Genomic DNA, 12,803 nt, shown 5'->3' with positions numbered 1-12,803 from the left:
TAAGAGAGAGGAATCTGAAGATGCTGAAAAACGACCTGATCCTCAGAAACCCGTTGCGGTTGATGGGGCGCGAAAATGAATCAATCGTGCCGGAAGGGGGCTTCGGTGCCGTGTTCGCCCGCGCCGGTGTGGGCAAAACTGCGCTGATTGTTCAGGTGGCCCTCAATACCATGCTGCAACAGAAAAATGTCCTGCATGTCAGCCTGAACGACCCGGTTGAAAAGGTGAACCTGTGGTATCAGGAGGTTCTCAACAGCCTGGCCCATCAGTACCATGTACGCCAGATCAAGGAGTTGTGGGAATCCATTCAGATGAATCGCTTTATCATGACTTTCAAGGTGGAAGGCTTCAGCGTGCCCAAACTGGAAGAGCGGGTCAAGGACCTCACCGAACAGCAGATTTTCAATCCGCACATGGTCATTATCGATGGCCTGCCCTTTGATGATCGTTTGCGAACCCCGCTGGAAGGGATGAAGGAATTTTCCGAAAAGCATCGCCTGCACCTGTGGTTTACCGTCACCACCCACCGCCACGAAGCGCCGGGTGCCGACGGCCTGCCGGTCCAGCTGGAATCGGTGGCCGATCTTTTCGACACGGTGATTCAGCTTCAGCCGGAGGGGAAAAAGATCCATATCTGCTGCCTCAAGGGCGGGCCGGGGGATGAACAGACCGGGCACCAGCTGCTCGATCCATCGACCATGCTGATCCGGGACCTGAAATAGACCTTTCACATTCCAATTAATAAAAACGCGATGCCGGTTTGGTATCGTGTTTTTTGTTTTTGCGGTTCTGTATAAATCGCCGGTAATCTGTCAAGCGTTACCGATTTCCTCCAGGGCCGCGATGCGTGCCAGTACCGGCGGGTGGGAATAATTCAGGAAGACATACCATGGATGCGGGGAGAGGTTCGACAGGTTGTGAACGCTGAGTTTCTTCAATGCATCGATCAGGGACCGGGGGTGTCCGGTGGTGGTGGCGGCAAAGCGGTCGGCGGCATACTCGTGCCGGCGGGAAATGGACTGGCTCGCCAGACCCAGCAGAAAATCCACCGGTGCGTATAGCAGACCAAAGAAGATCAGCCCGCTATGAGTGGCCGGTTCAGGCACATAAAAAGCGGCAGACAGCTGCGGCGATCCAATGACCAGGGACATCAGATAGAGCAGCACGCCGGTCTGCAGGATCCCCGCCGTCATCATTTTCAAAATGTGGCGCAGTTTGCAGTGGCCCATTTCATGGGCCAGCACCGCCACCAGTTCATCGGTGGTATGGCTGTCAATCAGGGTGTCGAAGAGCACGATGCGGCGGTGGCGGCCAAAGCCGGTGAAAAATGCGTTGGATTTGGCGGAGCGTCTGGAACCGTCCATGACCTGGACATTGTCCAGGGAGAATCCGATGGAACGGGCATAGTCCATGATCGATGATTTCAGCGGCCCCTCCTCCAGCGGTTCAAAGCGGTTGAACAGCGGCATGATCCAGGCCGGCGCGACAAACTGGACCGCCAGGCCAAACAGGGTCACCAGCAGCCAACACCACAGCCAGGCGGTGTCTCCGGCGTATTGAAAAAAGGCCAGGATACCGAGCAGAAGGGGGCCACCAAGCGCGATGGCGAGTCCGAGCCCCTTGAGGCGGTCTTTTATCCAGGTGGCGGGGGTGGACCGATTGAACCCGAATCGCTCTTCGATGACGAAGGTGGCATAAATGCTGAAGGGTTGGTCAAATAGGGTTTTCATTCCTACCACGGCGCCGATATAGACCAGACCGGTTGCCAGCGGACCCCATCCGAGTCCCTGCGTCCAGCCGTCCAGCATGGCAAATCCGCCGCCAAGCCAGAATACCAGTAACACCATGAGATCGGCGGTGGCAACTGTGCGGCCGAAGCGGGTCTGGGTGCGCAGGTAATCCTGGGATTGGCGATAGTTGCCGGGATCGTAAATGGTTTCAAAAGCGGGGGGGATGGTGTCGGTCATGGCCTTCAGGTTAAGCCCGTCAGCCAGAAGATGAACCCAATAATCCGCCACGATGAAAAAGAGAATCACCCAACCCACGGTATTCAATACGTTTCCTCCATTGGCATGCCTGTCGGTATGCATAAATGGCCGGCTTGCTGGTACACGAAAAATCCATTGGGCCGCGTGCTTGTCCGGCACGCTCGTGGCGCCGCTCCGGCTATTTTGCGGGTGAGCATTTTGGAAATGCTCAGTCTGCGATTCCTAAAGGGTTTGCCGCCGTGTGGCAAGATCTTTTCTGTACGAAATCCACCTTGACAACCGCCTTGTTTTTGAATAATTTATAATATCTTAAATATAAAGACAAAATTCGCAATCAGAATTTGAATGGCCAACCTTCAAACCACTTTCCCGAGCGGGAACCGTTTTGTGTCCTGACCTCCCCGGCCGATCCACGGCCAGGGGCTTCCATTAACTGACAGGCATTTCTCCGGTGCCGGTGTCTGTATCGTCACGACAAGGGGAGATAAACATATGATCGGGAACGGAGTGTGACGAATTGCGGTCCACGTGCTCATTAATTAACTACCTTACCGCGGACAACAGCGGGTTTGTTTTTTCGCTGGATGTCGAAACGGGCGATACGGGGCGAACCATTCCGGCGGCTTCGCGGTCGGGTCCGTATTCCAAAACTCTCCGGGCCGATATCCGAACCGATGCGGGGGATCTTTTTCAGCCCCTGCAGCTTCTGGTTCAGCGGGACGTCTATGATGCGCCGGACTCACTTTTGGCGCCGCAGACCAACCTGACGGTCGAGGCCGCCTGGCAGCGCACGATTGCCCATTATGCCCGCATGCCGGAAGGGACCGGGGCACCGATCCGTTTGAAGGCACCGATCGGTGAAAATGGCCAGCACCTGCCATTTCAATCCCTGTTTTATTGTCAGCATCAACGCGCATGGTTTCACCCGGTCTGCCCCCAATGCGGTCGGGAACTCGTTCTTTGCCGGGATGATGCGCTACTGGCCCGGCAGGGACTGGGAACCTATGCGGGATCCCTTGAGCGATTTCTTTATTGTCCGTTGTGTTTCCAGAAGGCTGTGGCACCGGCCTTATTCTGTTACCGCAAAAAGCCGGGGATGCCGGAGTATGTCCATGATTGTCGTGGCCTGATCGCCCGGTGGCAGCAGTTGCTGGCGGCCGGGCCTGAGAGAAGTGGCCTGCCCTGTGGGGCGTGTTCCCATGCCGAGGTGTGTGGCGGGGATCCGGAAGGAGCCGCCAGGTATATTCGGCCGTTCGCCTTTTACCCGTTCCATCTGCTGATTTTCCCGGCGCCGAGTTGCCGGGCCGACGAATTTGTGCGCATGATTGCCGGCGATCCATCCGCCGTTCCACTCTCCGGCCAGGCCACTGATCCGACAGGTCAGCGGGGCCGGCTGTTCTTCCATGGCCAGGATCGTCAGTTTCTGGAAATTCTCTATCTGAAACTCGCCTTTCTCTTTCAGGTATGCCGGTCGTTCCTGACCGATTCCCATGGCGCGGCCCTTTCGCAAATAGCGCCCAGGCTTGACGGGATCGGGGTGGATATCGTGCCCAGCGGTACCGGCCTGCCTGATTTATGGAATTTCAGCGTTCGTATTCTGGATGCCGTCGGTATCGCCCAGACGGCGCCGTTTGCCCCGTTGGTGCCCGAGTCGCCGCAATTCCATTTCCTGGGTGCGCTCTGGTTTCACACCCTGCTGGTCAATTCCTGCCAAACCGCCAATGCGGTTTTTGCACGGGTGGGTGAACGGGTTGGACCATTGACCCGGGATCAGGATATGGACACATTGGCCATCGATCATATGGACCCCGGCGATACCTGGTCGGCCGGCCAGATTTTCTGGACGCCGGACCACAGCCCCATGCCTGAAACCTGGCACGCTCATTGGCGGCAGGCGTTGCGCCTTGGCTGCCAACTGGTGCATGCCGGCCTGAAAAGCGGTGTGCCCCTTGATCCGGCCGAATTCATGACCCGGCTCGACACCCTTCGGGAGGCGGTAAAGGGTGAGATGTTCTCCGCTTCCTCAGTCCCGTCCGAGGTGCCGGTGCCACCCCCGTCTGCCAACCGACTGCGCAGCGTGCTGAAAGGGATTCTTGAAAAGTGGCAGCAGACGGCAGCCGTTGACCAGGCGCCGGCCGTACCCGTGCAGGTCTCGGCTGCCCCGCCCATGGACGAGGAGACCGTTGTCGTTTCATCTGCCGCCGCTGAACCGCCAGAGTGGGGAAAAACCGCTGAAGGGCCGGATAGGGAAGACATCCGGAGTGATGAGGACGCGACCCGCGTCCCGACGGCGGCCGAGGATTGGGACAGTGAACTGGAGGAGACCGTGGTCTTCTCGCCGAGGGACACAGTACCGCCAGTGGCGTCAGGGCCGGCCGATGTTGCCGATGCCGACCGACCGGCGCCCCCTTTCGATCCGGACAGCGAAGCAACGGTGATTCTCCAGGTACCAACGGGTGGTGACACGCCGACGCCACCGCCCGCGGCGGATATGGAACAGACGGTTGTGCTCTCCGTCCCAGCGCCATCCCCACCAGCGGAAGAGGACGATCTTGAGGCCACCTTGCTGCAGGAATCGAGCCGTCCCAAACCGCCACCCCCGCCAGGCGGTGACGATGGCCTGGAGGCCACCCTTGTTCTCAACCCGGCAAATTTCCAATCGCCCGACCCGGAGGCGCCGGCAGCCGATGATGATCTGGCGGCGACCCTCGTTCAGGGGGCCGGTCACCCTCAGGCTGAGTCGTCGACACAATCTGTCCCCGCCGCCCCGGAGAACCCGGCCAACTCGGGCCCGCAGACGGATGAACTGCAGGCCACCGTTGTGATCCGCCCAGACCGTGGGATGTCATCGGCTGCTCCGCAGGGGCCTGCCGCACCCGGCAGCGGGCCGGTCGGCCCGGCGACGGATGAGGATGATCTCCTGGAGACACTGATCGAAACGCCGCGTTCACCGGGTTTTAACGGCGTCGGCGCGGCGCCTGATAAAAACAGTCCTCTCCCGTCGTCACCGGTCTATACCGATCCGAATACTCAACCGGTTCCGGACAACAATCTTCATTTTCCTGAGAAAAACGCTTCAGAAGATTCAGAGGATGACGATACCATCATGGAGCAGACGATCATCATCCGTTCTGATGTGAGAAAGGAGTGAGAAAATCGATGACCGACGCCGCCTTGATCGAAAACATCGCAGCCGGTCTTGATATGAACTTTGGCCATGCCGGCGATATTTCAGTGGAGGCTGTCGAGTCATACCTGAGCGGGCAGATGGCAGCGCTGGATGAGAAGTCGCGTATCCATGCGCTGAAAGCGATAGTGGCGCGGATGGATGCGTCTTTGCGGTCACCTGCCAGCGGGCCGGCGGAGGATGCGGTATTGACCCAGGTCTGCTCGTTGCTTCTTGGCCGCAAGGTTTCAATGGATGATCTCTCCTCCAGCGAATTGCTGGAAAAGCTGGCCGAGTCACTCAACACCATCTTCAATACCCTCAATCAGCTGATCAGTGTGATCAACATGAGTTTTACCGGTGAGGGGTCGCCGGAGGAGACCATCCGACAGGTCATCGGTTACCGGCTGGAGGGCGAAGGGCAGGGCAACTCACTGGAAACCTACCTGGGGCAGATCAGCAGTGCCTTTCTGACTTCTCAGCAGTCATTCAAAGAAGCCGCTTACGCCAAGGTCAAACAGATTCTCAGCGTCCTTGATCCGGAGCAGGTGGCCACAGAGGTGGGCAGGGGATTGAAATTCGGGCCGATGAAAAAAGCGGAAATGTACGAGATATACGAACATCGCTACCAAAAAATCCAGAAGTGGTTCAGCTCGGGTCGCTTCATGGAGGATTTTTTACGTGAGTTTGAAAAAAACTGCCAAACCAAATTCGCCAAATAAGGAGGCCGATTTGAAACGATTACTGACCATACTGAGCATCGGGATGCTTTTTTTGCTTATCGGTTGTGCGGCCAAGCAGCTGCCGCCGCCCCAGTGGACCTACGAAAGAGACGCCATTCAGATGCATATCAAGGCTGACCCCAATCTCAATCTGGACGATGGTGAGGCCCACACCTTGCTTTTATGCGCCTATCAGCTTTCCGATCCCAATACGTTCAACCAGTTGGCCAATGATCAGGACGGTCTTTATAAGCTGCTTGAGTGCAAGCTGTTTGGGGACGGTGCCGCGGCATCGAAGCGGATGATTGTCCAACCGGGCCAGGAGATCACCGTGCCCCTGGACCGGGCCGAGGGTGCACGTTATGTGGCTCTGGTGGCCGGTTATTATATACTGGAAACCGAGCGTATGGTGAAAATGGTTGAAGTGCCCGAATACATAGAAAAAAAAGGATTCCTAAGTAAAACGGAGACCCGCAAGCCGGCAAAACTGGCGATTGATCTGCTCCTGGGGCCCCAGCAGATCACCACGATCTCCACGTCAACACCAAAAGAGGAGTAGAACCCATGGAAAGAGCCCTTTACTGGCACCAGGGCCTCTTCCTGCAGCCCCAGCATTTTCAGCTTCAGGATCGATTTACCCGCTCTCTGCTCGAACCGCTGCATCGCAAACTCGTTCCCCATTTCTGGGGGGTTGGCAGGATGGCGGTCAAATCCGCATCCCTGGGGAACCGCTCCATTGGCCTGAACAGTGGCGAATTCCTTTTTCAGGATATGACCTATGCCGTACTGCCGGACAATGCCGTCATCCAGTCGCGTTCTTTTGAAAATGCCTGGCAGGATGGCGGCAAACCTTTCATGATCTATCTCGGTCTGAAGAAATTCAACCCGGCCGGAGCGAATGTCACTGTGGTTGACGATCTCAACAAGCTCGAAAACGTAACCACCCGCTTTGTCGCCACCGAGAGTGTTGACGAGATCAGAGACCTTCACGGAAGCGGTCCCAATGCCCAGATCCAGCATTTGATGCTGGTGCTTAAATTCTTCTGGGAAACGGAAAAAGATCAGCTGAGCGACTATGAGCTGATTCCCCTTACACGCCTGGAACGGCAGGGTGACGCGATTCAAATGAGTGAAACCCATATTCCGCCCTGTCTGAGCCTTTCGGCGGCACCGGGGTTGGATCGCCTGGTCAAAGAGGTCCGCGATCAGATCGCTGCCCGTGGGCGTCAACTGGAGGCGTTCAAGAAGGACCGGGGAATCCATTCGGCGGAATTCGGCAGCCGGGACATGGTTTTTTTGCTGGCGTTGAGAACCCTGAATCGCTACATCACCCAACTGATTCACTTTACTGAAGTCGGAGAGGTCCACCCCTGGTATGCATTCAGTGTTCTGCGCCAGTTGATCGGTGAGATGAGTACTTTTTCCGAACGCGTGTCCGCAAGCGGGGTGATGGATGACGGTAGTGTGCTTGTGCCCGCGTATCGGCATGATGCGCTATGGATCTGTTTTTCTTCTGCCCAGACCCTGGTCACCCAGCTGTTGGATGAAATTACTGCCGGTCCCGAATACATGCTCCCGCTGCTGTTTGACAAAACTTACTTTACTACCGATTTGCCGCCGGCGATATTTGAAGGCCGTAACCGGTTTTACCTGGCCCTGGCAACGGAAGCCGATCCCAAAATGGTGCTGCCATCCGTTGAGCAGATTGCCAAATTCAGTTCCCGGGAATATATGCCCATTTTGATCGCCCGCTCACTGCCTGGCATCAATCTTACCTACCTGCAGGTACCGCCCCAGGAACTGCCCAGACGGGCAAATACCCTCTATTTTCAGATTGACCACCACGGGGATCCATGGGCCCAGGTTCAGCATGGCAAGAACCTGGCGCTATACTGGGACAATCCTCCGGAGGATCTGAAAGTGGAACTGATGGTTGTTGGGAGAAACTAACCATGCGTCTGAGTGACTGTTTCGTTGAACTGATTGCCTACACGGCCCTGGTTATTCGCCCGGATGGGGCGAACGTTTCTTTTGATCAGGTTGATGCCGATATCCGGCGGCTGATCACGGAAAGCGAGGGCTGCTGTCAAAACAGCGGTTTCCCGTCGGCCGATTACGATCTGGCGCGTTTCGCCGTTTTCGCCTGGATTGACGAGACCGTTCTCTCATCCCAGTGGGAGGGGAAAGGGCGCTGGCTGGGGGAACAACTGCAACGGCGGTACTACAATACGTCAGATGCCGGCAAGCTGTTTTTCGAACGGCTCAATACTATCGGCCCCCATCAGCAGGATGTTCGCGAAGTCTATTACCTTTGCCTTGCCATGGGATTTATCGGCCAGTACTGCAATGAAGGGGATGATTACCTCCTCGAGCAGTTAAAGATTTCAAACCTCAAGGTCCTTACCGGCAGCTCGATGGGGCTGCCCGATTTGAAGCAGACCACACTTTTCCCGGACGCATATGCCCCCGCCAATGCGCAATTGCCGGCGAAGGGACCCAGGAAGAGACGCTTTTCCGCCTTCACTTTGCTTTGTGCCGGCACACCGGTCCTCTTTTTCGGGCTGCTGTTTCTGATTTATCGATTCATTCTCGGCAATATCGGACAATCCCTCATCAATGCGGGGCCCAAATGAAAACGTTGATCATTAAAATACTCAAGGTTTCTCTTGTTCTGTTGCTCATCGCTCTGGCCCTGCTGCTGATTTTTGGGCTGGTTCTGATGATCGGCTGGCCCCTGTGGGTGGGAATCTTTTTTGTCATCGGTGTCATCGGCATTGTTCTGGGTATTGTTTTCGTTAAAAAATTGTTTTCCCGAAAAAATGAACAACGCTTTGTTCAACAAATCATCGCCCAGGACGAATCACGCATCCAAGGGCTCTCATCCGGCGAGCAGGCCGGATCAAGGGAATTGCAACAGCGCTGGGCGGAATCTATTGACACCTTGAGAAAATCCCATTTGAGGAAGTATGGCAATCCCCTGTATGTCCTTCCCTGGTATATGATCATCGGTGAAAGCGGATGCGGTAAAACAACGGCCATAAAGGGCGCCGAGCTCTCATCGCCCTTTGCCGAAGTCAGCCGTGCTTCTGGTATTTCGGGTACGCGGAACTGCGACTGGTGGTTCTTCGAGCAGGCCATTCTGCTTGACACGGCCGGCCGGTATGCCGTTCCCGTGGATCAGGGCCGTGACCGCGATGAATGGCAAAAGTTCCTCTCACTGTTGGCCAAGTTCAGAAAGCGCGAACCGCTCAATGGACTGGTCGTCGCGGTGGCTGCGGATCAGCTTCTGGAAAATAATACCGCCAAGCTGGAAAGTGCCGGAACCAGTATCCGCCAGCGGGTTGATGAATTGATGCGGGTATTGGGTGCCAAGTTTCCGGTCTATATCATGGTGACCAAGTGTGATCTGATTCAGGGGGCGGTGAAGTTCTGTGACCACCTGGACGAGCCGGTCCTCAAGCAGGCCATGGGACGGTTGAACCAGCCCCTGACAGGCGATATAAAGTCGTTTTGCTCCCAGGGCATCCACGCCATGGGGGAACGGCTCAAGGACCTGCGTTTGCTGATGCTGAACCTGAGCGGAGCAAAAAATAAAAAGGCCGACCCATCCCTTTTGATGTTTCCCGAGGAATTTGAAAAGATGGGACCGGGACTGAATGCGTTCATGCGCGGGGCGTTCCAGGAGAATCCCTACCAGGAAACGCCGATTCTGCGGGGAATTTACTTTTCCAGTGGCCGGCAGGAGGGGACGCCCTACTCTCATTTTCTCAGCGCCATGGGATTGATCGGTGAAAAGGATGTTCTGCCCGGAACCAACCGGGGCCTTTTCCTGCATGATTTTTTTTCACGAATTCTGCCGACGGACCGGGGGTTGTTTGCTCCGACCATGCGGACATTGGAATGGAGCCGGCTGACCAAAAGTATCGGTTTGACCGCATGGGTGGCCATTGTTATTGCGATCTGCGGTCTGTTGAGCTTCTCTTTTGTAAAAAACCTGAAAACCCTGCGGGATGTTTCCGGCCAGTTTTCCAAGCCACCGGTTTTACAAGGGGAGTTGACGACCGATGTCCTGACCCTGGATCGTTTCCGGCAGGCGGTCAGCCGGGTCGAAGAACAGAACGCCAACTGGTGGATTCCCCGACTCGGGCTCACCGAGAGCATTCGGGTGGAAGCCGGCCTGAAAGCCCGCTATTGTGAGATTTTCAAATCCGGCTTTTTGGTGGGCTTCGACAAGCGCCTGACCGAACGCATGACCCGGTTTACCCCAACGACCGCACCGGATGTGATCGGACAGCATGCCATGCATCTGGCACGGCGGATCAACCTGTTGCATACGCGTATGGAAGGGGCTGACGTCAAGACGTTGCTGGCCGAACCCAAAACCCCTTATCCATCGGTATTGCTGGACATCCAGACGATCGACGAAATTTCCAACAAACTATCGGAGCTTTACCTCTATTACCTGATCTGGAGATCCTCGGACACCTCGCTAAACGAAGAATTGAAAGATCTGCAAACCTGGCTCAAACACATCCTCACCATGGACGGGGCCCGGCTCAACTGGCTGGTCGACTGGGTGAACATCAGCGGTGACGTTCCCGGCGTCACGATGGCCGATTTTTGGAGCAACCTGGATCCGGATCCCGATGAAATGACCATTGAACCGGCGTTTACGGTCAAAGGCCAGGCGGCCATTGACGGATACCTTGGCGAAATTGAAAAGGCGTTGTTCGATCCGCTCTCCATTGGGACCCAGAAGCTCGATTTTAAAAATTGGTATGCACAGGCCTACACGACGGTGTGGGCCCGATTCGCCGACTATTTTCCCTCGGGTGTCCGACGCATGAATGACCGGGATCGGTGGCAGCATACCGGTGCCCTGCTGCCATCCGACAACGGTCCCTATCTGTCGTTTCTGGAAACCCTGGCCGGAGAACTCGGCGTTACCGAGAAGCAGGCAGAGCGACCCGGGTGGGTCGATCTGGTGTACCGTTTCCATGATATTCGTCTGCAGGCCAAAGCCGATGGTAAGGGGGGAAAAGCGGCGGCGACGATTCTTGAAAGAGCCACCCAACGGGTGACATCACGACTTGGCCCCAGCTTCAGTGGCGAGAGCGCGGCGAATGTGCTCAGCCTTGAAGACCGTCTGGCTGCCGGCAAGGCCTTCAATCAATATCAGGCGTCCCTGGTAGCGCTTGCATCCATGACCGATTCTCAACGGATTGCCTTTAATATGGCCAAAGACCTTTACAGCGAGGACCCCGCCGACGGACAGTCGCCGTTTTTCAAGGCCCAGGCGGCAACAAAACAGCTCCAGACGTTTCTTGGCAGGGAGAACAAGGATACGGCTGTTTTTTGGAATCTCATTGCTGCACCCATCCGGTTTTACCACGCATACGCCATTCGAGAGGCAGAGTGCCAACTGCAGAGCCTGTGGGAGAAGACCGTTTTTCTGGAAGTTCAGGACCTGCCCCAAGATACAAATTTGAATCAATTGCTTATGGGAAGTGATGGGTATGCCACCAAGTTTCTCAAGGGACCGGCCGCACCGTTTCTCGAGAGAAGCCGCCGCAAAGGCTATTTTGCGAAAAAAGTTGACGGGCTGGCCCTGGATCTGGATACGCGGTTTCTGACGTTTCTGACCCGTGGTGCCAGTGCGGCCAAGCCGGTCGCATCCGAGTACAACGTGACCATCAAGGCCGTTCCCACCGACGCCAACAACGATGCCACTATCAAACCCCATGCCACATCTTTGGAGCTGCAATGTGGTGACGAGAAATACAAACTTCTCAATCTCCACTATCCGGTGAAAAAGACTTTTCGCTGGTCTCCGGAAACCTGTGGGAATGTGGTTTTTAAAATCGAAATCGGAAATCTCGTCCTGACCAAAGTGTATAAGGGGTATCAGGGATTTGCCAAATTTTTAAAAGATTTCCAGACCGGTCAACGAATCTTCCGCCCGGAGGATTTTCCCGATTCGGCGGCGGCATTGAAACGGATGAAGATCAGAACCATTACTCCCCGTTACCAGTTCAGTGGGAACCGGCAGGTGATTGCACTGCTTAAGGAATCCCCGGGGCGCGTTCCGCAGGAAATTACGGCATGCTGGGGAGAATAATCGGCTGGAGGCAGTGGTCGTGGTCCGCTTTCGGAAAACATCCGTCGGCGCGAGACTACTTCCAGATTCAGATGACGTCCCCGCTCGCCAAGGCTTTTGGCGAATGGGTGGGGACGGGATTCGGGCGGTTATCCGAGGAAATTCGTCGCAATGGTGTTTATTCGTGGCGCTTCTGGTCCCGTGGTGTAAAAAAAGGAATGTTGATATGTGGGCTCGCCAAAAGCAGCGCAGATGCCATCGGGCGACCCTATCCTTTGATATTGCTGGGGGAGGGGCCGCTCAACCGGTGGGAGCAGAACTGGCAATTGTTGCCCTTTGTGTTATCTCCCATGTGGGAGAAAATGGAGTACATGGCTTCACGGCGGATTGCCGGCATCGGTGAACTGGAAGCCGATCTTGAGCGTATGGACACACCGATTGCCGCCTGGCAGAAAATACTGACGGAAAAAGCTGAGGATGGCCATGGCCAGGATAAAGAGCCGGTCAATAAAATCATTATGGACAACCTCCAGGAAAAGGCAGGTATGCTTGAAGCGCAGTTGAAACTGGCAGTATCCCTGGACCAGGGGGGGCAGACCGATCCTTTGGTGATGTCCGGCGCATGGCATCAGGCCTTGAAATCGCACTTAAAGGGAACTCCGAATACCGTGTTCATGGGGGGAAGTCTGGAGCGTGCGTTTGCTGTTTTTTTCAGCCGGCCATTGATGGTGGATGATTTCACCGACCTGTGGTCACGCTGATCGGACTTAATCTGTAGAAAAAACTATACGCTACCTGCAGAAAGTGGTAGATATAAAGTAGCGGATTTC

General features: G+C 55.7%; 10 protein-coding genes. 9 read left to right on the top strand and 1 reads right to left on the bottom strand.

The features are described 5' to 3' along the window. Window positions 1–20: 20 nt before the first annotated feature. Entirely contained in the window at window positions 21–722 is a 702-nt protein-coding gene (locus GN112_RS09850; RefSeq protein WP_155310056.1) for an AAA family ATPase, read from the top strand. 90 nt (window positions 723–812) lie between these two features. Here the strand turns inward: GN112_RS09850 and GN112_RS09845 are convergent, their stop codons facing one another. After that, the gene (locus tag GN112_RS09845) at window positions 813–2,045 is read right to left on the bottom strand and encodes a M48 family metallopeptidase (RefSeq protein WP_331457562.1); all 1,233 of its coding nucleotides are present in this window, start codon (window positions 2,043–2,045) and stop codon (window positions 813–815) included. 47 nt (window positions 2,046–2,092) lie between these two features. Between GN112_RS09845 and GN112_RS09840 the strand changes: the two genes are divergently transcribed. The 8 genes from GN112_RS09840 (at window position 2,093) to tagF (ending at window position 12,734) form a co-directional block, all read left to right on the top strand. Further along, a complete protein-coding gene (locus tag GN112_RS09840) occupies window positions 2,093–2,293 on the top strand; it encodes a hypothetical protein (protein ID WP_155310054.1) in 201 nt (66 codons plus the stop codon). Between the two features lie 212 nt (window positions 2,294–2,505). Beyond that, entirely contained in the window at window positions 2,506–5,139 is a 2,634-nt protein-coding gene (locus GN112_RS09835) for a hypothetical protein (protein WP_155310053.1), read from the top strand. Between the two features lie 8 nt (window positions 5,140–5,147). Beyond that, window positions 5,148–5,876: a hypothetical protein gene (locus tag GN112_RS09830; protein WP_155310052.1), complete on the top strand. Its 729-nt coding sequence runs from the start codon at window positions 5,148–5,150 to the stop codon at window positions 5,874–5,876. Between the two features lie 10 nt (window positions 5,877–5,886). Next, a complete protein-coding gene (tssJ, locus tag GN112_RS09825; RefSeq protein WP_155310051.1) occupies window positions 5,887–6,435 on the top strand; it encodes a type VI secretion system lipoprotein TssJ in 549 nt (182 codons plus the stop codon). 5 nt (window positions 6,436–6,440) lie between these two features. After that, a complete protein-coding gene (gene tssK, locus GN112_RS09820) occupies window positions 6,441–7,826 on the top strand; it encodes a type VI secretion system baseplate subunit TssK (protein ID WP_155310050.1) in 1,386 nt (461 codons plus the stop codon). Window positions 7,827–7,828: 2 nt separating this feature from the next. Beyond that, the gene (locus tag GN112_RS09815; RefSeq protein WP_155310049.1) at window positions 7,829–8,509 is read left to right on the top strand and encodes a DotU family type IV/VI secretion system protein; all 681 of its coding nucleotides are present in this window, start codon (window positions 7,829–7,831) and stop codon (window positions 8,507–8,509) included. Next, window positions 8,506–11,994: a type VI secretion protein IcmF/TssM N-terminal domain-containing protein gene (locus GN112_RS09810; RefSeq protein WP_155310048.1), complete on the top strand. Its 3,489-nt coding sequence runs from the start codon at window positions 8,506–8,508 to the stop codon at window positions 11,992–11,994. The genes GN112_RS09815 and GN112_RS09810 overlap by 4 nt, the downstream gene beginning before the upstream one ends. Further along, window positions 11,979–12,734, top strand: coding sequence for a type VI secretion system-associated protein TagF (gene tagF, locus GN112_RS09805; RefSeq protein ID WP_155310047.1), 756 nt, complete (start codon window positions 11,979–11,981; stop codon window positions 12,732–12,734). Before GN112_RS09810 ends, tagF begins: the two co-directional genes overlap by 16 nt. The last annotated feature ends 69 nt before the right edge of the window (window positions 12,735–12,803 follow it).

The sequence above is a fragment of the Desulfosarcina ovata subsp. ovata genome, from assembly GCF_009689005.1.
In the GTDB taxonomy this organism is placed as follows: Bacteria; Desulfobacterota; Desulfobacteria; order Desulfobacterales; family Desulfosarcinaceae; genus Desulfosarcina; species Desulfosarcina ovata.
Note: the sequence above shows the minus strand (reverse complement) of the source record. Positions and strands in the feature narration are given on the sequence as shown.

Excerpts from the sequence above, each read along its gene's own strand:
- GN112_RS09850 (WP_155310056.1), top strand. The coding sequence starts at position 21 with ATGCTGAAAAACGACCTGATCCTCAGAAACCCGTTGCGGTTGATGGGG.
- GN112_RS09840 (WP_155310054.1), top strand. The coding sequence starts at position 2,093 with ATGGCCGGCTTGCTGGTACACGAAAAATCCATTGGGCCGCGTGCTTGT.
- GN112_RS09830 (WP_155310052.1), top strand. The coding sequence starts at position 5,148 with ATGACCGACGCCGCCTTGATCGAAAACATCGCAGCCGGTCTTGATATG.
- tssK (WP_155310050.1), top strand. The coding sequence starts at position 6,441 with ATGGAAAGAGCCCTTTACTGGCACCAGGGCCTCTTCCTGCAGCCCCAG.
- GN112_RS09815 (WP_155310049.1), top strand. The coding sequence starts at position 7,829 with ATGCGTCTGAGTGACTGTTTCGTTGAACTGATTGCCTACACGGCCCTG.
- GN112_RS09810 (WP_155310048.1), top strand. The coding sequence starts at position 8,506 with ATGAAAACGTTGATCATTAAAATACTCAAGGTTTCTCTTGTTCTGTTG.
- tagF (WP_155310047.1), top strand. The coding sequence starts at position 11,979 with ATGCTGGGGAGAATAATCGGCTGGAGGCAGTGGTCGTGGTCCGCTTTC.